The organism is Variovorax sp. LARHSF232 (assembly GCF_052871435.1).
The window spans coordinates 234,146-254,208 of record NZ_JBIXJS010000006.1 but is presented as its reverse complement, the minus strand read 5'-3'; the positions used below and the strand labels follow the sequence as shown (position 1 = coordinate 254,208).

General features: G+C 68.1%; 17 protein-coding genes. 9 read left to right on the top strand and 8 right to left on the bottom strand.

Annotated elements, in window-relative coordinates; all coding sequences use genetic code 11:
• Window positions 1–79: 79 nt before the first annotated feature.
• Complete coding sequence (locus tag ACIPRI_RS17300; protein ID WP_446622701.1) at window positions 80–982, top strand: plasmid replication/partition related protein; 903 nt, start codon at window positions 80–82, stop codon at window positions 980–982.
• On the opposite strand, the gene ACIPRI_RS17295 is transcribed toward ACIPRI_RS17300, so the two are convergent.
• Window positions 936–2,582 carry an AMP-binding protein gene (locus ACIPRI_RS17295; protein WP_446622700.1) on the bottom strand — a complete coding sequence of 549 codons (1,647 nt, stop codon included), beginning with the start codon at window positions 2,580–2,582 and terminating at the stop codon, window positions 936–938. The genes ACIPRI_RS17300 and ACIPRI_RS17295 overlap by 47 nt on opposite strands.
• A gap of 154 nt (window positions 2,583–2,736) precedes the next feature.
• On the opposite strand from ACIPRI_RS17295, the gene ACIPRI_RS17290 reads away from it, so the two are divergent.
• Window positions 2,737–4,005: a class I SAM-dependent methyltransferase gene (locus tag ACIPRI_RS17290; RefSeq protein ID WP_446622699.1), complete on the top strand. Its 1,269-nt coding sequence runs from the start codon at window positions 2,737–2,739 to the stop codon at window positions 4,003–4,005.
• 9 nt (window positions 4,006–4,014) lie between these two features.
• Window positions 4,015–4,341, top strand: coding sequence for a DUF1840 domain-containing protein (locus ACIPRI_RS17285; protein ID WP_446622698.1), 327 nt, complete (start codon window positions 4,015–4,017; stop codon window positions 4,339–4,341).
• Window positions 4,342–4,350: 9 nt separating this feature from the next.
• Here ACIPRI_RS17285 and ACIPRI_RS17280 read toward each other — a convergent pair whose 3' ends face one another.
• The 5 genes from ACIPRI_RS17280 to ACIPRI_RS17260 all read right to left on the bottom strand — a co-directional run bounded on the left by ACIPRI_RS17280 (window position 4,351) and on the right by ACIPRI_RS17260 (window position 9,273).
• Window positions 4,351–5,364, bottom strand: a complete 1,014-nt coding sequence (locus ACIPRI_RS17280; RefSeq protein WP_446622697.1) for a Bug family tripartite tricarboxylate transporter substrate binding protein — start codon at window positions 5,362–5,364, stop codon at window positions 4,351–4,353.
• Window positions 5,365–5,458: 94 nt separating this feature from the next.
• A complete protein-coding gene (locus tag ACIPRI_RS17275) occupies window positions 5,459–5,893 on the bottom strand; it encodes a MarR family winged helix-turn-helix transcriptional regulator (RefSeq protein ID WP_446622696.1) in 435 nt (144 codons plus the stop codon).
• Between the two features lie 6 nt (window positions 5,894–5,899).
• Window positions 5,900–6,907, bottom strand: coding sequence for an alpha-ketoacid dehydrogenase subunit beta (locus ACIPRI_RS17270; protein ID WP_446622695.1), 1,008 nt, complete (start codon window positions 6,905–6,907; stop codon window positions 5,900–5,902).
• Complete coding sequence (locus tag ACIPRI_RS17265) at window positions 6,898–7,869, bottom strand: thiamine pyrophosphate-dependent dehydrogenase E1 component subunit alpha (RefSeq protein ID WP_446622782.1); 972 nt, start codon at window positions 7,867–7,869, stop codon at window positions 6,898–6,900. Before ACIPRI_RS17265 ends, ACIPRI_RS17270 begins: the two co-directional genes overlap by 10 nt.
• A gap of 165 nt (window positions 7,870–8,034) precedes the next feature.
• Window positions 8,035–9,273 carry a helix-turn-helix domain-containing protein gene (locus tag ACIPRI_RS17260; RefSeq protein WP_446622694.1) on the bottom strand — a complete coding sequence of 413 codons (1,239 nt, stop codon included), beginning with the start codon at window positions 9,271–9,273 and terminating at the stop codon, window positions 8,035–8,037.
• Between the two features lie 132 nt (window positions 9,274–9,405).
• Here ACIPRI_RS17260 and ACIPRI_RS17255 point away from each other — a divergent pair, with 132 nt between their 5' ends.
• From ACIPRI_RS17255 to ACIPRI_RS17235, 5 genes are all read left to right on the top strand, one after another.
• A complete protein-coding gene (locus tag ACIPRI_RS17255) occupies window positions 9,406–11,514 on the top strand; it encodes a PQQ-dependent dehydrogenase, methanol/ethanol family (RefSeq protein WP_446622693.1) in 2,109 nt (702 codons plus the stop codon).
• A 223-nt stretch (window positions 11,515–11,737) separates the two neighbouring features.
• The gene (gene xylF / locus ACIPRI_RS17250; RefSeq protein WP_446622692.1) at window positions 11,738–12,760 is read left to right on the top strand and encodes a D-xylose ABC transporter substrate-binding protein; all 1,023 of its coding nucleotides are present in this window, start codon (window positions 11,738–11,740) and stop codon (window positions 12,758–12,760) included.
• A 33-nt stretch (window positions 12,761–12,793) separates the two neighbouring features.
• The gene (locus tag ACIPRI_RS17245; RefSeq protein WP_446622691.1) at window positions 12,794–13,981 is read left to right on the top strand and encodes a sugar ABC transporter permease; all 1,188 of its coding nucleotides are present in this window, start codon (window positions 12,794–12,796) and stop codon (window positions 13,979–13,981) included.
• A 1-nt stretch (window position 13,982) separates the two neighbouring features.
• On the top strand, window positions 13,983–14,753 hold the full coding sequence (locus ACIPRI_RS17240) for an ATP-binding cassette domain-containing protein (protein ID WP_446622690.1): 771 nt from the start codon (window positions 13,983–13,985) through the stop codon (window positions 14,751–14,753).
• Between the two features lie 16 nt (window positions 14,754–14,769).
• The gene (locus tag ACIPRI_RS17235; RefSeq protein ID WP_446622689.1) at window positions 14,770–15,951 is read left to right on the top strand and encodes an ROK family transcriptional regulator; all 1,182 of its coding nucleotides are present in this window, start codon (window positions 14,770–14,772) and stop codon (window positions 15,949–15,951) included.
• Between the two features lie 16 nt (window positions 15,952–15,967).
• Here ACIPRI_RS17235 and ACIPRI_RS17230 read toward each other — a convergent pair whose 3' ends face one another.
• The gene (locus tag ACIPRI_RS17230; protein WP_446622688.1) at window positions 15,968–16,945 is read right to left on the bottom strand and encodes a tripartite tricarboxylate transporter substrate-binding protein; all 978 of its coding nucleotides are present in this window, start codon (window positions 16,943–16,945) and stop codon (window positions 15,968–15,970) included.
• Window positions 16,946–17,132: 187 nt separating this feature from the next.
• On the opposite strand from ACIPRI_RS17230, the gene fusA reads away from it, so the two are divergent.
• Entirely contained in the window at window positions 17,133–19,193 is a 2,061-nt protein-coding gene (fusA, locus tag ACIPRI_RS17225; protein ID WP_446622687.1) for an elongation factor G, read from the top strand.
• Window positions 19,194–19,226: 33 nt separating this feature from the next.
• On the opposite strand, the gene ACIPRI_RS17220 is transcribed toward fusA, so the two are convergent.
• Window positions 19,227–19,982 (bottom strand): SDR family oxidoreductase, encoded by a 756-nt coding sequence (locus tag ACIPRI_RS17220; protein WP_446622686.1) that lies wholly within the window; start codon window positions 19,980–19,982, stop codon window positions 19,227–19,229.
• Window positions 19,983–20,063: the final 81 nt, after the last annotated feature.

Genomic DNA, 20,063 nt, shown 5'->3' with positions numbered 1-20,063 from the left:
TTTTCAAGTGGGCGTTTTTTTTCGTGCCCATTTTTCGCGCCATTGTTCGCACCTACCTTTCGCACATTCGCGCCGTGTCATGCAAATCGTCGTCAACGAAGAACTCAAAGCCTATATCGATCCATTGAGCGCCGAGGAATATGAGGCGCTGGAGCGCAGCATCCTGGCCGAGGGATGCCGCGATGCCCTGGTGCTCTGGGGCGAACTGCTGGTCGACGGCCACAACCGCTACGACATCTGCCAGAAGCACGGCCTGCCGTTCCAGACCCTGCAGAGCCAGCGCTTCCAGAGCATGGAGGACGTGCACCTCTGGATGATCGACCAGCACCTGGGCCGGCGCAGCGTTTCGGACTACCAGCGTGGCGTGCTGGCCTTGCGCAAGCGTGAAATCGTGGCGCAGCGACGCGCTCGCCAGCAGGAGGCTGCCGCGGCGCAAAGCGGCGCAGCAACGATGGGCGCCGAAACTCCGCCCTGGGAGGCGGATGCCGGCGACTCAATCGGCGCGAGCCCGGCGGCGTCGACCGTCCGCACGGAAGCCGATCCACTCAGCAGCCGCGAGGACATCGCCCGTGCCGCACGCCTGCGTAGCAGCCAGGTGCAACTGATCGAAAAGATCCACACCCAGGCCGCGCCCGAAGTGGTGGCTGCGCTGAAGTCGGGCGCCATTTCCCTCAGCGCGGCAGCGGCCGTCGCCACCTTGTCGGAAGAAGAGCAGAAGGCCGCGGCTGGCGCCGGCGAACTCAAGCAGGCCGCCAAGCGCGTGCGTGAAGCCAAGCGCAAGCCGCGCGAAGGCACCGCGCCGGCGCCGCAGGACGCTGCAGGCGAAGGCGCTGCTGGCGACACCGATGAGGTGCAGGCCTTGCGCAAGCGCGTAGCTGAGCTGAGCGCGGAGAACGACGGCTTGCGCAAGCAGGTCGCCAACCTGCTCGGTCAACTCATGAAGTCTTCGCCGTCGGCTCCTGCGCAAGCTGACGCAGCTTGAAGCGCTGCAGCTTGCCGGTCTCGGTACGCGGCAGGCTCGCGACGAATTCGATGGACCGCGGGTACTTGAAGGGCGCGATGCTGGCTTTCACGTGGTCCTGCAGCGCCTTCACCATGGCGGCGTCGCCGACCTGATCAGGCTTGAGCACGCAGTAGGCCTTCACGATCATTCCGCGCTCTTCATGAGGTGCGCCGACCACGCCGCACTCGGCCACGGCCGGGTGCCTGAGCAACGCGTCCTCGACCTCCGGCCCGCCCACGTTGTAGCCGGCGGTGATGATCATGTCGTCGTCGCGCGCCTGGTAGAAGAAGTAGCCGTCCTCGTCCTGCATGAAGGCATCGCCCGGGTAGTTCCAGCCCTTCTTCACGTAGTTCTGCTGGCGCGCATCCTCGAGGTAGCGGCAGCCGGTAGGCCCGATCACCGCGAGCTTGCCGATGCTGCCGCGCGGCAGCTCGTTGCCTTGGTCGTCCACCACGCGCGCGCTGTAGCCCGGCACCACCTTGCCAATGGCGCCGCGCCGCACATCCTTGCCCGCCGAGGAAATGAAGATGTGGAACATCTCGGTGGCGCCGATGCCGTCGATCATCTCCAGGCCGGTGGCCTCCTTCCACAACTGCCGCGTCGCGTCCGGCAGGCCTTCGCCGGCGCTCACCGTCTTGCGCAGGCTGGGCACGCCCAGCTGCTTGGCAAAGGGCGCCATCTGTCGATAGAAGGTGGGCGCTGTGAAGCAGACGGTGGCGCCCACCTCGTTGATGGCGCGCACCATCGATTCCGGCGTGTAGGACGCGCCGGGCAGCCACACGCAAGCGCCTGCCCACATCGGAAAGATCAAGAGCCCGCCCAGCCCGAAGGTGAAGGCCAGGGGTGGCGAGCCCAGCACCACGTCGTCGCTGCCGATCTGCAGCACGTGGCGCGGCCAGGCCTCGCAGGCCGCCATCACGTCGCGATGGCTGTGCACCGGGGCCTTGGGCTTGCCGGTGGTGCCGGAGGTGAAGGCCATCAAGGCGATGTCGTCGGCCCGGCTGTTTGCCGGCGCGGCCTCGCCGCGCTTGCGGGCCGCCAAGGCTTCCAGCGAACCCGGGGCCTGCGGCGCGTTGAAGCAGAGCACCGTCCGCAGGGCGGCGCCGGCCGGCGTGGCCCGCGCCGCTTCGAGCTCGTCCAGCAGCCGGGCATCGCACAGCGCGGCCACCGGTTGCGCCTTTTCCAGGATGTCGCCCAGCTCCCGCGCGCGCAGCAAGGGCATGGTCGCCAGCGCCACCATGCCGGCCTTCACCACGCCCAGCCAGGCCAGCGCCATCTCGACCGAGTTGCCGCCGCGCAGCAGCACGCGGTTGCCGGGCACCAAGGCCAGGTCTTCCGTGAGGACCTGAGCGATGCGATCGATTTCCTGTTGCGCCTGCCGGTAGCTCAGCGTGCGATCGGGCGAGCGCAGCATGGGCCGATCGCCGTGGCCCGCGGCTTCAGCCCGGGCCAGCAGGGTATCGACCAGGTTGAGCGCGTCGGGAAAAACGCTGCCTGGCAGCCCCTCATAGCGAAACTGCGGCCACTGCTCGCGAGGAGGCAGTCGGTCGGGGACGAAGCGATCGATCAAGTCGTTCATGCACTCTCCTTTTGAGGGCGGCTGTCCGGGCTGGTTGCACGCCGGCATCCAGCGATTCACGAATAAATAGTTTACACCTGAAGCATATGTCGTCGGTGGTGGCTTGGAAATGGTTGGTTGACGGTTGCATTCAGCCCTGGCAAAAATCGCCTCCATGCAAAGCTTGATACCGAAGATCGAGTCCCAGCTTGCGACGCTGCCAGTGCCCATCGCCCTGGAACTGCCCGACGGGCGCCGCGTTGCCGCCAAGCCGGGTTCCCGGGTCACCCTGGCTTTTTCGGAATGGTCGGCGCTGGCCAAGCTGGCGGCGCGCCAGATCGGTGCCATCGGCGAGGCATACGTCGAAGGCCGCGTGCAGATCCAGGGCGCCATGCGCGACCTGACCGATGCCGCCGTCGGCCTGTTGCCTGGCAACCCGGCCCTGACCCAGACCGGCTGGTGGGCAGATGGACTGCGGCGCGCCAAGTCGCGCGGATCGCATTCGCTGCGCAAGGACGCCCAGCAGATCCAGTTTCACTACGACGTCTCGGACGATTTCTACGCCCTGTGGCTCGACCCGCGGCGCGTCTATTCCTGTGCCTACTTCCGCGATGCCGCCCTCGACCTGGCCCAGGCGCAAGAGGCCAAGCTCGACCACATCTGCAAGAAGCTGCAGCTCAAGGCCGGCGAGCGCTACCTGGACGTCGGCTCGGGCTGGGGCGCCCTGCTGCTGTGGGCGGCCGAGCACTATGGCGTCGAGGCCACCGGAATCACGCTGTCGAAGAACCAGCACGCCTACGTGCAGGGCTTGATCGAAGAGCGCGGCCTTGGCGGCCGGGTCCGCGTCGAGCTGCTCGACTATCGCGAACTGAAGCCGGAGCAGCCCTTCCACAAGATCTCGTCGGTCGGCATGTTCGAGCACGTGGGCCGCGCCAACATGCCGGCCTACTTCCGCCAGATCCACGATCTGCTGGCACCCGGCGGGCTGGTGATGAATCACGGGATCACCTCCGGCCAGCTCGACTACCAGCAGCTGGGTGCCGGCATGGGCGACTTCATCGAGAAATACATCTTCCCCGGTGGCGAGCTGCTGCACGTGACCCATGTGCTGCGCGAGACCGCCGCCGCCGGCCTGGAGATGGTCGATGCCGAGAACCTGCGCCCGCACTATGCCCGCACCCTGTGGGCCTGGTCCGATGCATTGGAATCGCAACTGGACGAGGCGCGCGCGGTGCTCAGGAAGAGCACCGGCGAAGAAGAGCGTGCCGAGCGCGTGCTGCGTGCCTATCGCCTCTATCTGGCCGGCTCGGCCATGTGCTTCGAGCAAGGCTGGATTTCGCTGCACCAGATGCTGGCCACGAGGCCGGACGGCGAAGTGGGAAGCGGCGCGATCCGCGGCGCGCAATCGGAGTACCCTTTCACGCGAGACTACATCTACAGGTGAGGTAAAGAGATGCTCTACCGTTTCAAATCCCAGTCGACCGCGGACTTCGTGATGATGGAGGGCAACGCGCGTCAGCTCCTGGACATCATCGGCAAGAGCTCGAGCAAGGGCATCATTACCGTCGAAGAGATGCCCGCCGCCATCGGCGCACTGGAAAACGCGCTGAGCCAGGACGCCGCGGCCAACCGCCACAACCGCGATCCCTTTGCTGCCGAGGACCATGCGGACGAAGCCGAGCGCCAGCACATCGGCTTGCATCAGCGCGCGTCGCCGCTGCTTCACATGCTCAAGCGCTCCCTTGCCGAAGGGAAGGACGTGATCTGGGGCGCCAAGTAGCGGCCGCTCTCAATCGACCTTGGCGCCCGAGGCCTTCACGACCTGCGCCCATTTCTTGTGTTCGCTGTCGATCAGCCTGGCGAAATCCGCCGGGCTGTTGCCGCTGGGCATGGCGCCCTGGGCCACCAGCTTTTCCTTGATGGCGGGCGTGCCCAGCGACTTCGCCACCTCTTGCTGGATGCGGCTCACCACATCCGGCGGCGTGCCGGCCGGGGCCAGCAGGCCGAACCATGAACTGGCCTCGTAGCCCTTGAGCGAGGGGCCGCCGGCCTCCTCGACGGTGGGCACGTCCGGCAGCGCCGGCGAGCGCTGCGCGCTGGTCACGGCCAGTGGCTTCAGTTTGCCCGCCTTGATCTGCTGCATGGAGGAGGGCAGGTTGTCGAACATGACGTCCGTGTTGCCGGCCACCAGGTCCAGCAAGGCCGGACCCGAGCCGCGGTAGGGAATGTGCGTCATGAAGCTGCCGCTCATGGTCTTGAACAGCTCGCCCGCCAGGTGGATCGAGGTGCCGCTGCCGCTGGAGGCCATGCTCAGCTTGCCGGGGTGCGACTTGGCGTAGGCGATGAAGTCCTGCACGTTGTTGATCTTCAGTTCCCTGGCCTTGTCGGCGTTCATCTCCATCACGTTCGGGACGGCGGCCACCAGCGTGATCGGCACGAAGTCCTTGATCGGGTCGTAGGGCAGCTTCGGGTACAGCGCGCGGTTGATGCCGTGCGTGCCTACGGTGCCCATCAGCAGCGTGTAGCCATCGCCCGGCGACCTGGCGACGATCTCGGCGCCCACGTTGCCGCCAGCGCCGGCGCGGTTGTCCACGATGAACTGCTGGCCGAAGGCCTTGGACAGTTCAGGCGCCACCGCCCGCGCCAGGATGTCGGTGGTGCCGCCGGGTGCAAAGGGCACCACGATGCGCACGGGCTTGCTGGGCCAGGCGCCCTGGGCTGCGGCCGGGCCGGCGGCGAGCAGCAGGGCGGCCGCGGAGGTGGCCAGCAATGTGCGTCGATGGAACTGGGAAATCTTCTTCATGTGTGACTCCGGGAAGGAAAAAATTTGGCCATGGAATCGGCTGTTTTACGAGCGAAGGATGCCATCCGTTCGGGTAGTAACCCCGTGCCCCTGCTCAGCCGTCCGCCTTCTGCACCGAAGCAATGAGCTTGTCGAGCATGGCGCTCAGCTGCGCGCGTTCTTGCGCCGTGATGCCCTCGAAGAGCTGCGCCTCGCGCTCGCGCGCACGGGCGTGGGCGATGGCGTAGAGCGCCTTGCCCGCTGCACTCAGGTAAAGCCGGCTGCATCGCTGATCGGTCGGATCGTCGTGGCGCTGCAGCCGCTTGGCGCGCTGCAGGCCGGCCAGGGCGCGGCTCACCGCCATCTTGTCGAGGCCGCTGCGCTCTGCCACCTGGCTGGCGTTGCAGCCCGGCTGCGCGCCAACCAGCGCCATCACCCGCCATTCGTTCAGCGAGAGCTGGTGTTCCCGGCCCACGCGCTGCGCAAAGGGGCGGGCCGTCAGGTTGACGACGCGCACCAGCTTGAAAAAGAGCAGATCACCGTCGGGCACGCGCCATCAACCCAGCAGGCGGCGGACTGCGTCAGCGATCCGCGGCGCGTCGATTCGCGACTGCGCCTCCAGCACCGGCGAATAGCCCACCGGGATGCGCGGCGCGCCCAGCCGAGCCACCTTGCAGCCGGTGGCCTCGGCGGCCGTGGCGGCAATCTCGGCGCCGAAGCCGGCCGTCTGCACCGCTTCGTGCACCACCAGCAGGCGGCCGGTGCGCGCGCACGACTGCAGCACCATCTCGCGGTCCCAGGGCCACAGCGTGCGCAGGTCGATCAGGTCGACCGCGATGCCCTCTGCCGCCAGCGTCTCGCAAGCCTGCCGGCAGACGTGCACCTGCCGGCTCCAGCTCACCAGCGTGAGGGCGTCGCCTGCGCGCAGGCGCCGTGCCTGGCCGAGGCGCGCCGTCTCGCCGGCATCGACCTCGCCGCGCAGTCCCCACAAGGTCTTGTGCTCGATGTAGGCCACCGGGTCGCCGCAGCGCATGGCCGCGCGCAGCAGGCTGAAGTTGTCCTGCGGGGTCGACGGGCAGACCACCACCAGCCCCGGCAGATGCGCGAACCAGGCCTCCAGCGACTGCGAATGCTGCGCCGCCGACGCATCCCAGATGCCGCCCGGCATGCGCGCCACCAGCGGCACACGGCCCTGGCCGCCGAACATGAAGCGGTTCTTTGCCGCCTGGTTCACCAGCTCGTCCATGCCGCACAGGGCAAAGTCGACCACCCGCATCTCGACCACCGGGCGCAGGCCGGCCAGCGCCATGCCGACGCCGGCGCCCATGATCGCGGCCTCGCTGATCGGCGTGTCGATCACGCGCTGGGCGCCAAAGCGCGCCTGCAGGCCCTGATACTGGCCGAAGATGCCGCCGCGGCCGACGTCCTCGCCGAGCACGACCACGCGCGAATCGACTTCCATCTCGCGCAGGATGGCCAGCTGCGCCGCCTGCGCGTAGCTCATGTCCTTGACCTCGCCGAAGGCGAAGCGGCCGGCGCCCGGCTGCTGCATCGTCAGGTCCATTGGCCGGCCCCCGTGTCCTGCACATCTCTGAAGGCATCCGCCGGCTGCGGCCAAGGCGCCGCATCGGCCACCGCCAGCGCGGCCTCGACCTCGGCCTGCGCTTCGGACTCGATGGCATCCAGCGTCGATGCCGGCGTGCCGTCCTGCAGCAGGCGCGCGCGGGCGCGGGCGATCGGATCGGTATCCAGCGCCGCCTCCAGCTCGCGCACATCGCGGTAGGCTGCCACGTCCACCGATACATGGCCCTTCACGCGGTAGGTCAGGGCGTGCAGCAGGCGCGGGCCTTGGCCACCCCGCACCTGCGCCACCAGCCCGGCCGCTGCCGCGTGCACCGCGAACACGTCGTTGCCGTCGACCTGCACGGCGGCGATGTCCAGCGCCTGCGCCCGCACCGACGCACCGTCTCCGGCCGTCATCGGGCCACTGGCGGTGGTGGCGCTCCAGCGGTTGTCTTCGCAGACGAAGAGCACCGGCAGCTGGTACACGCGGGCCCAGTTGAGCGCTTCCAGGAATGGGCCACGGTTGATCGCGCCGTCGCCGAAGAAGCAGGCGGTGATCGCATCGCGCTGCTGGATCTTCTGCGCATGCGCCGCGCCCACCGCGATCGGCAGGCCGGCGGCCACCACGCCATTGGCGCCCAGCATGCCGACCGAGAAATCGGCAATGTGCATGGAGCCGCCCTTGCCGCCGTTGAAGCCGGTGGCCTTGCCGAACAACTCGCACATCATGCGGGTGAGGTCGGCGCCCTTGGCCAGCGTATGGCCGTGGCCGCGGTGGGTGGAGGTGAGGTAGTCGCTGGCGCGCAGGTGGGCGCAGACGCCGGCCGGCACCGCCTCCTGGCCGGTCGACAGGTGCAGCGGCCCGCGCACCTTGGCGCTGGCGCCCGCCTGCTGGCCATAGGCGCTCACGCCGCCCTGGCTGGCGGCTTCTGCCGCGTTTTCAAAGGCGCGGATGCGCAGCATCATGAGGTACAGCGCGAGTGGCTGCCCCGGTGTTGAATGAGTAGAAAGCCTTGGGTCCATCTTGGTTCCAGCGCGCATCATGGCTGCGCTTCGCCAGAAATCGTATCGATCGTGACCATCCAGGTATGTGAGGGCTAACCCGGCCAGCGGCCGGCCGCTGCGAACTTAGGGCTGCAGCTCGTCCTGCTGCCAGCGCTTGAGGCGCCGGTACAAGGTGCCGCGCGACACTTGCAGCTGGCGCGCGGCCTGCGCAATGTTGCCGCCGTGCGCGGCCAGCGTCTCTTCGATCAGCTTGCGGCTGTGGCCCTGCAGGCTGCCGTCCGCGGCAGTTGCGAAGTCTGCGGCGGCGGGCTCGATGGGGGACTTGGCATCGGCGAGCGGTTTCGCCGTGTCCTCCACTGCGGCGCCGATTGCGACGGCATGCCGGAAATCGAGGCCGTCCCGCGCCTGCAGCCGGGCCCGTAGCCAGACGCCCAGGCCACTGGCCAGGCGCACCGGCCGCGCGGCCTCGTGCCCGGTCATGCGCAGCAGTGCGGCAAGACTCAGGCCGAACAACTGCTGCACGTCGCGCGCGCCGGCTTCCGGCAGGGGCCCGATCAGGCGTGCGCCCGCCGCGTTGAGCCATTGCACCTGGCCGTTGGCCGCAACGCCGGCCAGCGCCTCCAGCGGCGTGCCCAGCAGGGCGGGGCTGGCCTGGAAGCGCAGCAGCAGTTGGTCGGGCGATTGCGCCTGCAGCAGGCGGTTTTCGATGCTGGTGGCATAAAGCGCCACCACCTCGGCCGCGTCGAAGCCGAACTGGCGCGACTCCACGGTGATGTCCAGCACGGCGGCCAGCCGCCCATGCACGTCGCGGATCGGCGCCGCGGCGCAGCGCATCTCGCGCAGGATCTCGAAGTAGTGCTCGGCCCCATCGACCGTGACCGCCTGCCCCGTGCTGGCCACGATGCCCGGCGCGGTGGTGCCGACCACGCCTTCGGCGATGTTCACGCCGATGCGCGCTGTCTTGCAAAGGATGGGCTGCTGCGCCGCCATCGGGTTGTGGGTGGCGTGCACGATCACGCCCTGCGCATCGGTCAGCAGCACGCGCGAGTCGGTGCCGGCGAGCGAGCTTTCCATGCTTTGCAACTCGGCGCGCGCCGCTTCGAGCAGTTCGCGGTTGCGGTTCAAGGTGGCGTGCAGCCGGCTGGACGTGACGGGATCGAAAGCCACCACGCGCTGCCGGTCGCCGTGCGCGCGGGCGCAGCGCATCCACGACTGCAGCACCGCTTCGCCCACCAGCCCCGAGGGTCGCACGCCTTCTTCGAAGAACTGCTGCCGCGCCAGCGCCACGCGCTCGGCGCGCGTGCGCGAAAAGAACAGCTCACGCAAGGCGCCGGCGGTGCCGGGCTTCGAGGGCAAGGACATGGCGAGGTCTCCGCTCGTGGGGCCGTCGAATCTGTTCCGCAATGGAACAGTCGCGCGCTAGGGAAATCCCGAGGGTGAACAAAGGGGACGGGCAAACCATTCTTCATGCACAACGACACAGGAGACAGCACGATGAACACGCTCCCAACCGCGCTCGCGCTCGGTGCCTTGCTGTGCCTGGCCGCGGCGCCCGTAGCCGCCCAGGGCAACAAGGGCACTGCCGAACATATCAAGGCTGTCACCGCGAAGGTCGACGGCACTTTCATCAAGGCCAACAGCGCCAGGACGCCGGATTGGCCAAGCTACGGCCTGGACTACGCCGAGACGCGCTTTTCCAGGCTGGACCAGATCAACACCGGCAACGTGAAGGAACTGGGCCTGGCCTGGTCCTACAACCTGGAGTCGACGCGCGGGGTGGAGGCCACGCCACTGGTGGTGGACGGGATCATGTACGTCACCGGCTCCTGGAGCGTGGTGCACGCCATCGATGTGCGCACCGGCAAGAAGATCTGGAGCTACGACCCCAAGGTCGACAAGTCCAAGGGCTTCAAGGGCTGCTGCGACGTGGTCAACCGCGGCGTGGCGCTCTACCAGGGGAAGGTCTACGTCGGCGCCTACGACGGACGCCTGATCGCGCTCGACGCCGCCACCGGCCAGGTGGCATGGGAGAAGGACACCATCATCGACCACAAGTGGGCCTACACCATCACCGGCGCGCCGCGCGTCTACAAGGGCAAGGTGATCATCGGCAACGGCGGCGCCGAGTACGGCGTGCGCGGCTACATCACCGCCTATGACGCCGCCACCGGCGAGCAGAAGTGGCGCTGGTTCACCGTGCCGGGCGATCCTTCCAAGCCTTTCGAGGACGCATCGATGGCCAAGGCCGCCAAGACCTGGGACCCCAGCGGCAAGTACTGGGAGGCGGGCGGCGGCGGCACCGCCTGGGACACGCTGGCCTTCGACCCCGAGCTCAATCTCTTGTACGTCGGCACCGGCAACGGCTCACCCTGGGCGCGCAGCAAGCGCAGCCCGAAGGGAGGCGACAACCTGTACCTCGCGTCCATCGTCGCGCTCAACCCCGACACCGGCAAGTACGTCTGGCACTACCAGGAGACACCGGGCGACAACTGGGACTACACCTCGACGCAGCCGATGATCCTGGCCGACCTGAAGATCGGCGGCAAGCCGCGCAAGGTGATCCTGCATGCGCCGAAGAACGGCTTCTTCTTCGTCATCGACCGCAGCAACGGCAAATTCATCTCGGCGAAGAATTTCGTCGACGTGAACTGGGCCACGGGCTATGACACGAACGGCCGCCCGATCGAGGTGGCGGCGGCGCGCGAGGGCACCAAGCCCGGCGACAGCATCCCCGGCCCCTTCGGCGCGCACAACTGGCATTCGATGTCCTTCAATCCGCAGACCGGCCTGGCCTACTTGCCGGCGCAGAACATCCCGGCCAACCTGATGGACGACAAGGACTGGAAGTTCAACGAGAACGCGCCGGCCCGCCCGCATGCGGCGCTGGGCTGGAACACCGCCATGTTCATCAACGCCGAGCCACCCAAGAGCAAGCCCTTCGGCCGCCTGATCGCCTGGGACCCGGTGGCGCAGAAGCAGGCGTGGGCGGTGGAGCACGTCTCGCCCTGGAACGGCGGCACGCTCACCACGGCCGGCAACCTGGTGTTCCAGGGCACGGCCGACGGCCGCCTGGTGGCCTACAACGCCAAGAGCGGCGACAAGCTGTGGGAGAGCGCCACCGGCACTGGCGTGGTGGCGGCGCCCGCCACCTACATGGTGGACGGCAAGCAGTACCTGTCGATCGCCGTGGGCTGGGGCGGCGTCTACGGCCTGGCCATGCGCGCCACCGAACGGCAGGGGCCGGGCACGGTCTACACCTTCGTCGTCGGCGGCAAGGCGCCCGCGCCCGAGTTCGTGCAGTACCGCATGGACAAGTTGCTGCAAGGCGTGAAGTACGACCCGGCCAAGGTGCAGGAAGGCACGCTGCTGTACGTGAGCAACTGCGTCTTCTGCCATGGCGTGCCGGGCGTGGACCGCGGCGGCAACATCCCGAACCTGGGCTACATGAACGCCGCCTTCATCGAGAACCTGGACAAGTCGCTCTTCAAGGGCGCGGCCATGGAGCGTGGCATGCCCGACTTCACGGGCAAGCTGACGGCTGAGGACGTGGAGAAGATCAAGGCCTTCATCCAGGGCACAGCCGATGCCATCCGGCCGAAGTGAGAGCCTCCCGGCTTTTCACTTCGCTTTGCTGCGTGTAATTCGCCACCTCCCGAGGAGGGGACCTCACCTGCGGCCCGGCGAAGCCGGTTCCGCGGTGTGGGGCTGGTGAAGTTCAAGGTGTCAGAGGGATAGTCCCTAGGCCGACGGGCGGGCGGCCGGGACATAGTTCGATCCCCGAACTAACTCGGGGCCAGAACCAACCAGATCCCAGGAGACCCGCACCATGAAGCTCTCTCACACCCTGTCCGCGCTGGCCATCGGCCTCACCGCGCTGGGCGCATCCGCGCAGACCGTGGTCGGCGTGAGCTGGTCCAACTTCCAGGAAGAGCGCTGGAAGACGGATGAGGCGGCGATCAAGGCCCAGCTCGAGAAGCTGGGCGCCAAGTACATCAGCGCCGACGCCGGCGGCTCGCCCGAGAAGCAGCTGGCCGACATCGACGGCCTCATGTCCAAGGGCGCGAAGGCGCTGATCGTGCTGGCCATGGACAAGGACGCCATCCTGCCGGCCGTGACCAAGGCCACGCGGCAGAAGGTGCCGGTGGTGGCGTATGACCGGCTGATCGAGGCGCCCGGCGTCTTCTACATCACCTTCGACAACGTCGAGGTCGGCCGCATGCAGGCGCGCGAGGTGTTCAAGCTGGCCCCCAAGGGCAACTACGTGTTCATCAAGGGCTCGCCGACCGACCCCAATGCCAATTTCCTGCGCGCCGGCGCGCAGGAGGTGGTGGACGCGGCGGTGAAGAAGGGCGACATCAAGATCGTCGGCGACGAGTACACCGACGGCTGGAAGCCCGAGGTGGCGCAAAAGAACATGGAGCAGATCCTCACCAAGAACGCCAACAAGGTCGACGCCGTGGTGGCGGCCAACGACGGCACCGCCGGCGGCGTGGTGGCGGCGCTCTCGGCCAAGGGCATCCGCGGCATCCCGGTGTCGGGGCAGGACGCCGACTTCGCCGCGCTGAACCGGGTGGCGCTCGGCACGCAGACCGTGTCGGTGTGGAAGGATTCGCGCGAACTGGGCAAGGAAGCCGCCAGTGCCGCCGTGGCGCTGGCCGCCGGAAAGCCGGTGGAGAACGCCGCGCCCTGGGCCGGCGGCGAAAAGAAGATCTCGCTCAGCTCCCGCCTGCTGAAGCCCGTGCCGATCACCAAGGACAACCTCGACACGGTGGTGCAGGCCGGATGGATCAAGAAGGCCGAGCTGTGCAAGGGCGTGGCCGCCGACAAGGCCCCCTCCGCCTGCAAGTAGAGCTCGCCCACGGCGAGCAGGGAGTCCACTCGAATGAATCAAACCTTGCCGATGTGGCGGCGGGTCGGCATCGACCTGCGCCTCTTGCTGATGTGCGCGCTGCTGGCGGTGCTGGGCATCAGCTTCCACATCCTCTCGGGAGGCGTGTTCCTCTCGCCCGAGAACCTCTACAACGTGGCGCAGCAGACGGCGGTGGTGGGCATCGTTTCCACCGTGATGGTGCTGGTCATCGTGGCGCGCCACATCGACCTGTCGGTGGGCTCGGTGATGGGCTTCATCGGCGTGCTGATCGCCTACCTGCAGTACACCTCGGGCTGGTCCTGGCCGGCGGCCTGCCTGGCCGGGCTGGCGGTGGCGCTCTTGGTGTCGATCTACCAGGGCTGGCTGACGGCGAGCCTGGGCGTGCCGTCCTTCGTGGTCACGCTGGGCGGCCTGATGTCCTTTCGCGGCGCCGCCTTCCTGGTGGCCGACGGCAAGACGCAGCCGGTGAACGACGAGTTCTTCCAGCGCCTGGGCGGCGGCTACGACGGCGGCATCGGCACCACCTGGACCTGGCTGCTGGCCGCGCTGGTCGCCGTGGTACTGGTGGCGCGCATGCTGCAGCGGCGCCGCGCGCGCCAGCGCCACGGCATGCCGATCGAGCCGCTATGGCTCGAGCTCTTCCTGGTGGCGGTGCCGATCGTGGTGGTCTTCGCCTTTGCCGCCGTGATGAACAACTACCGCATTCCCTCCAAGGAGGAGGCGCAGGGGCTGCCGATCCCGGTGCTGATCTGGGCCGTGGTGGCCATCGTTCTTTCCTTCCTGGTGCACCGCACGCGCTTCGGCCGCTATGTGTTCGCCATGGGCGGCAACCCGGATGCGGCGGCGCTGGTGGGCATTCCGGTCAAGCGCGTCACTTTGCTCTTGTTCGCGCTGCTGGCGGTGCTGGTCACGGTGGCCGCCATCGTGTCGATTGCGCGGCTGAACGCCGGCACCAATTCGCTGGGCAGCGGCATGGAGCTGTACGTGATCGCCGCGGCGGTGATCGGCGGCACCGCGCTGGCGGGCGGCAGCGGCTCCATCTTCGGCTCGGTGCTGGGCGCCCTGATCATGCAGTCGCTGGACAGCGGCATGCTGCTCTTGGACGTGCCGATCGGCCAGCGCATGGTGATCATCGGCCAGGTGCTGATCGCAGCGGTGGTGTTCGATGTCTTGTACCGGCGCAAGTTTGGAGAGAACTGACATGACGACACCTCTTGTCGAACTGCGCGACATCCACAAGTCCTTCGGCGGCATCAAGGCGGTGGACGGCGTGTCCGTCAACCTGCATGCGGGCGAGGTGGTGGCCTTGCTGGGTCACAACGGCGCCGGCAAGTCCACCTTGATGAAGATGCTGGCCGGCGCCTATCCCATCGACGCCGGCGACACCGTGATCGCCGGCGAGAAGGTGCACATCCGCACGCCCGCCGAGGCCCAGGCCCAGGGCATCGAGACCATCTACCAGACCCTCGCCCTGGCCGACAACCTCGACTCGGTGGCCAACCTCTTCCTCGGCCGCGAGAAGATGACACCCTGGCGCACCCTGGACGACCATTTCATGGAAGTGCAGGCGCGAAAGGTGTTCCAGCGCCTGAACAAGAACTTCACCAACATCCGCGTGCCGGTGCGGCGCCTGTCGGGCGGGCAGCGGCAGGTGGTGGCGATCTCGCGGGCGCTGTACTTCAACGCCCGCATCCTGATCATGGACGAACCCTGCGCGGCGCTGGGCCCGGAAGAAACGGCGATGGTGGGCGACCTGGTCAAGCAGCTCAAGGCCGACGGCGTCGGCATCTTCCTCATCACGCACGACATGCCCGACGTGTTCGGCCTGTCCGACCGGCTGGCGGTGATGAAGACCGGCAAGCTGGTCGGCACCTACCGCACCGCCGACGTGACCGAGGACGAGGTGCTGGGAATGATCATTGCGGGCAAGCGGCCCGAGGGCAAGCCCGAGACGATTCGCGCCAGCGGATGATGAACGCATTTTTCCGATGACCACCACCGGCGACCAGCAACTGGTCAAGCGCATCAACCGCAGCGTGCTGCTGCGCTTGCTGCGATCGCGCCCCGGGCTGTCGCGGGCCCGGCTGGCGCAGGAAAGCGGGCTCACCAAATCCACCGTGAGCCTCTTGGTGCGCGAACTGCTGGACGACGGCTGGCTTTCCGAATCGGGCGCCCCCGTGCCGGGCGACGGCCTGGGCCGGCCTTCCACGCCGCTGGTCATCAACGTCGGCGTGCGCGCGCTGGTCGGCATCGAGATCGCGGTGGAAGTGGTGCGCGTGGCCGCTGTCTCCTTGCAGGGCGAGCTGCTCCATTCGGCCAGCGAGCCGCTGGCCGACAGCCAGCCGGCCGCCGCTTGCCGGCAGGCCGCGGCCCTGGTGGCGCAGGCCCATGCGCGCCTGGCGCCGCGCGGGCTGGCGCTGGCTGGCATCGGGGTCGGCGTGCCGGGCGCGGTGGACGATGCCAGCGGGCTGGTGCGCTTCGCGCCGAACCTTGGCTGGCGCAATGTGGATCTGCTGCCGCTGCTCACCGAAGCGCTGGCGGCGGCCGGCGTGCCACCGGTGCCGATCCAGCTGCAGAACGAGGCCGATGCCGCGGCCCTGGGCGAGTACGAGTTCGCGCCCGGTGGCGAGAGCGAAGACCCGCTGATCTTCGTCAACTGCGACGTCGGCGTGGGCGCTGGCATCGTGCTGAACGATCGCCTCTTCGTCGGCGCGCAGGGCATGGCCGGCGAGATCGGCCACACCATCCTGCAGGTGGACGGCCCACGCTGTTCCTGCGGGCGGCGCGGCTGCGCCGAGGCTTTCTTCGGCTCGCACGTGCTGGGCCGCCCTGGCGCCGACCTGGGCCGGGCCGCGGCCTTGTTGGGCGTGCTCTTGCAGAACTTGTGGGTGACCTTCAATCCGCGCGTGATCGTGGTGGGCGGCGACAGCTGCGCCGCCCACCCCCAACTGCTGGAGCAGGCGCTGGACGCTGTGGAAAATTTCGCCGACGCTGCCGGCATGCCGGCGCCGCAACTGCGCGCCGCCCGCTACGGCGCGCTGGCGCCGGCGGTGGGCGCGGCGGCCTTCGTGCTGCACGAGTACCTGCGTCCCATGCACCCCGGCGCCAGCGCGCGGCGCGCGCAGCAGGCGCAAAAAAGCCGCCGGACCCAAAAGGCCTCGGCGGCTTGATTGAAAAAAGGCGCGATCAGTCGGCGTACTGGCCGGCCGCCTTGATGACGGGGCCGAAGCGGGCGATTTCGCCCTGCACGAACTTCTTGTGTTCGGCCGGCTCGAGCCGCTTGTCGTTGGCCACCACCGCACCCAGGCCTTCTTCCTTCTTGATGAAGTCCGGATCCTTCAGCGCCACCTTGAGCGCGTCGTTGATCTTCTTGAGCACCGGCGCCGGCGTGCCCTTGGGCGCGTACAGGCCGTGCCAGATGGTGACCTGGAAGCCCTTCAGGCCCGACTCGTCCAGGGTCGGGATGTCCTTCAGCGCCGGCGTCGTCAGGCGCTTGAGCGTGGTCACGGCGTAGGGCTTGACCTTCTTGGCCTCGATCTGGCTCGTGGTGTTGGTGGTCTGGTCGCACAAGAGGTCGATCTGGCCGCCGATCAGGTCGGCGATGGCCGGCGCCGTGCCCTTGTAAGGCACGGTGGTCATTTCGGCCTTGAGCTCGCTCTGGAACAGGAGGCCGCACAGATGCGAGGCCGAGCCGATGCCGGCGTTGCCCAGGTTGACCTTGCCGGCGTTCTTGCCGATCCAGTCGCGCAGTTCCTTGAAGTTGTTGGCTTCCAGCGTGGGCTTGCCGATGATGGTCATGGGCACGTCGTTGATCATGCCCAGGTACTCGAAGTCGGTCTCGACGTTGTAGGTCAGCTTGCGGTAGAGCACCGGGGTGGTGGCCATGGCCACGTGCGTCACCAGCAGGGTGTAGCCGTCGGGCTTGGCGCGCGCCACCTTGGCGATGCCGATGGTGGCGCCGGCGCCGGCGGCGTTGTCAACGACGACGCTCACGCCGTCCAGGGGCTTGCGCAGGGCTTCGGCCAAGTCGCGCGCCACGCGGTCGGTCGGGCCGCCGGCGGCAAAGGGCACCACGATGGTGATCGGCTTCCCGTCCGGGAAATTCTGCGCCTGGGCGCCAAACGTGGCGGCCGCGATGGCCGCGAGGGTAAGCAGCTTCTTCATGATGTCTCCGTTACAAATGAAACTGGCGCGATCTTATCGGGTGGCGGGTGCGTCTCGAAATAGCGAATGCCCTTAAGACTGCGTAGGCGCAAGCAGCGCCTAAAGATGGCCGCGCGGGCGCCAACAGTGGGTACGATAGTCAGGCCGCCCGGCCCGCCTTCCCTTTCCCGGGCGAAAGGAGACGCCCATGCCAAGCCGATCGAACGGCCCCGCGGCCGATATGGAGAAGGTGCGTACCCTGGCGCTTGTTGGCGCCTCCGCCTCCGGCAAAACCACGCTTGCCGAAGCGCTGCTGCAGAGCGCGGGCGCCATCGGCGCCGTGGGCAGCGTGGAGCGCGGCAGCACCGTGAGCGATCACGATCCCATCGAAAGGCGAATGCAGCATTCGCTCAATGCGGCGGTGATGCATCTGACGCACGCCGGCACGCGCATCCACTTCATCGACACGCCCGGCAGCGCCGACTTCCTGGGCCAGAGCCTGCCCGCGCTGGAAGCGGTGGAGACCGCGGCGGTGGTGATCAACGCCGCCAACGGCATCGAACCGATGGCCGTGCGCATGATGGAGTACGCGGCCACGCGCCGACTGGCCCGGCTGGTCATCGTCAACAAGATCGACGCGCAGGGCGTGTCGCTGGCCAACCTGCTGGGCGAGATCCAGGCGGCCTTCGGCCGCGAATGCCTGCCGCTCAACCTGCCGGCAGACGGCGGTACGCGCGTGGTGGATTGCTTCTTCAACCGCGAAGGCGACTCCGACCTCGGCCCCGTGGATGCGGCGCACCGCGCGCTGGTCGAGCAGGTGGTGGAGGTCGATGCGGGTTTCGTCGACCGCTATCTCAACGAGGGCGACGTCGACCCGGCCGAACTGCATGCGCCGCTGGAGCAGGCGCTGCGCGAGGCGCACCTGGTTCCGGTGTGCTTCGTCTCGACGCGTTCCGGTGCCGGCCTGGCCGAACTGCTGGACGTGATCGTCAAGCTGCTGCCCGACCCCACCGAGGCCAACCCGCCCCAGTTCCTGCTGGGCGAAGGCGAGGCCGCGCGCCCGATGACGGTGGCGCCGGACCCGTCCAAACACGTGCTGGCCCATGTGTTCAAGGTGACGGTCGATCCCTACGTGGGCAAGCTGGGCATCTTCCGGGTGCACCAGGGCACCTTGCAGCGCGACAGCCAGTTGTGCATCGGCAGCAGCCGCAAGCCCTTCAAGGTGGGCACCCTCTTCATGCTGCAGGGCAAGGACCATGTGCCGGTGGCGCGCGTGCTGCCGGGCGACATCGCGGCGGTGGCCAAGGTGGACGAGCTGGATTTCGACGCGGTGCTGCACGACGCCGGCGAGGACGAGCACGTGCACCTGGCGCCGCTCAACTTCCCCGTGCCGGTGCATGGCCTGGCGATCGAGCCCAAGCGCCACGGCGACGAGCAGCGCATGTGGGAGATATTGGGCAAGCTGGTCGACGAAGACCCCTGCCTGCGACTGGAGCATGCGGTGGCCACCAACGAGACCATCGTCTACGGCCTGGGCGAGCTGCACCTGCGCGTGTTGCTGGAGCGGCTGCGCGAGGTCTACAAGTTCGAGGTCAATACCCGGCCGCCGCGCATCGCCTACCGCGAGACGGTGACGGCGCCGGCCGAGGGCCACTGCCGCCACAAGAAACAGACCGGCGGTGCCGGCCAGTTCGGCGAGGTGTTCCTGCGCATCGAGCCGCTGGCGCGCGGGGCCGGCTTCGAGTTTGTCGACCAGGTGCGCGGCGGCGCCATCCCGGGCCAGTACATCCCGGCGGTCGAGAAGGGCGTGCGCGAGGTGCTGGAGCACGGCGCCATCGCCGGCTACCCGGTGGTGGACGTGCGCGTGATCGTGTACGACGGCAAGCACCACAGCGTGGACAGCAAGGACATCGCCTTCGCCACTGCCGGCCGCAAGGCCTTTGTCGCGGCGATCCAGGCGGCGCGGCCGATCGTGTTGGAGCCGGTGGTGCGCATCGACATCGAGGCGCCCGAGCAGGCGATCGGCGACATCACCGGCGACCTGTCGAGCCGGCGCGGCATGGTCAGCGGCACCAGCAGTGGCGCGGCCGGCAGCGGCGTGATCCGCGGCCAGGTGCCGCTGTCGGAGCTGTCGGGCTACCAGTCGCGCCTGAACGCCCTGACCAGCGGCCAGGGGCGCTACACCATGGAGCTGTCGCACTACGAAGCGGTGCCGCCGACGGTGCAGCAGAACCTGATGGGGCAGCACAAGCAGCGCGACGAGGAGTGAGCGAACGAGCGCACGATCGCTCGCTTCACCGGACTAGCTTCCCGTGGCGTTCGTTGCAAGCCAGCTTTGCAGCGTGGTCGTGCCGATCCGCGCGCCGGGGCCCGGCGTCAGCGATGCATCATCCAGGCGGGTGCCGAAGTACAGGGCGTCATCGTCCCTGACGACTTCGCGCGGATCGCGGCTGGCTCGAAGCGCGAGGCGCATCAATTCGTCGAGGCCGAGGGACTCGGGGCCGGCGATCTCGCAGGTGCCGTTGCGCGGCGCCTCGGTGGCAATCCTGGAAAGCGCCTCGGCAACGTCGGCAGCGGCCATGGGTTGCAGGCGCGCCGAAGAGACGCGCACGGTCTGGCCCTGGCTGCTCACATGGGCGATGGACGACAGGAACTCGAAGAACTGCGTGGCGCGGACGATCGTGTAGGGCACCGCGGATTCCTTGATGAGGGCTTCCTGCGCGACCTTGGCCCGGAAATAGCCGCTTTCGGGAAGCCGCTCCGAGCCCACCACCGACAGTGCCACATGATGGCGTACGCCCGCGGCGAGTTCGGCGGCCAGCAGGTTCTGGGTCGACGCCCGGAAGAACTGCATCACCGCCCCGTCCTCGAAGGAAGGCGAATTGCTCACGTCGATCACGACCTCGGCGCCAGCCAGGGCCTGGGCCAAGCCCTCTCCAGTCACGGCGTTGACGCCCGTGGAAGGCGATGCCGCCGTCACCTGGTGCCCCGCCTGCGCGAGCAGGGCCGCGAGTTTCTTGCCGATGAGGCCGCTGCCTCCGATGATCACTGCTTTCATGTCAGATCCTTTGCTGCGCCGGGGAAGTTGAGGGGACGGCGCCGGTTTGCACCTCCCCACATCACAAGACGGTTGGCGCGG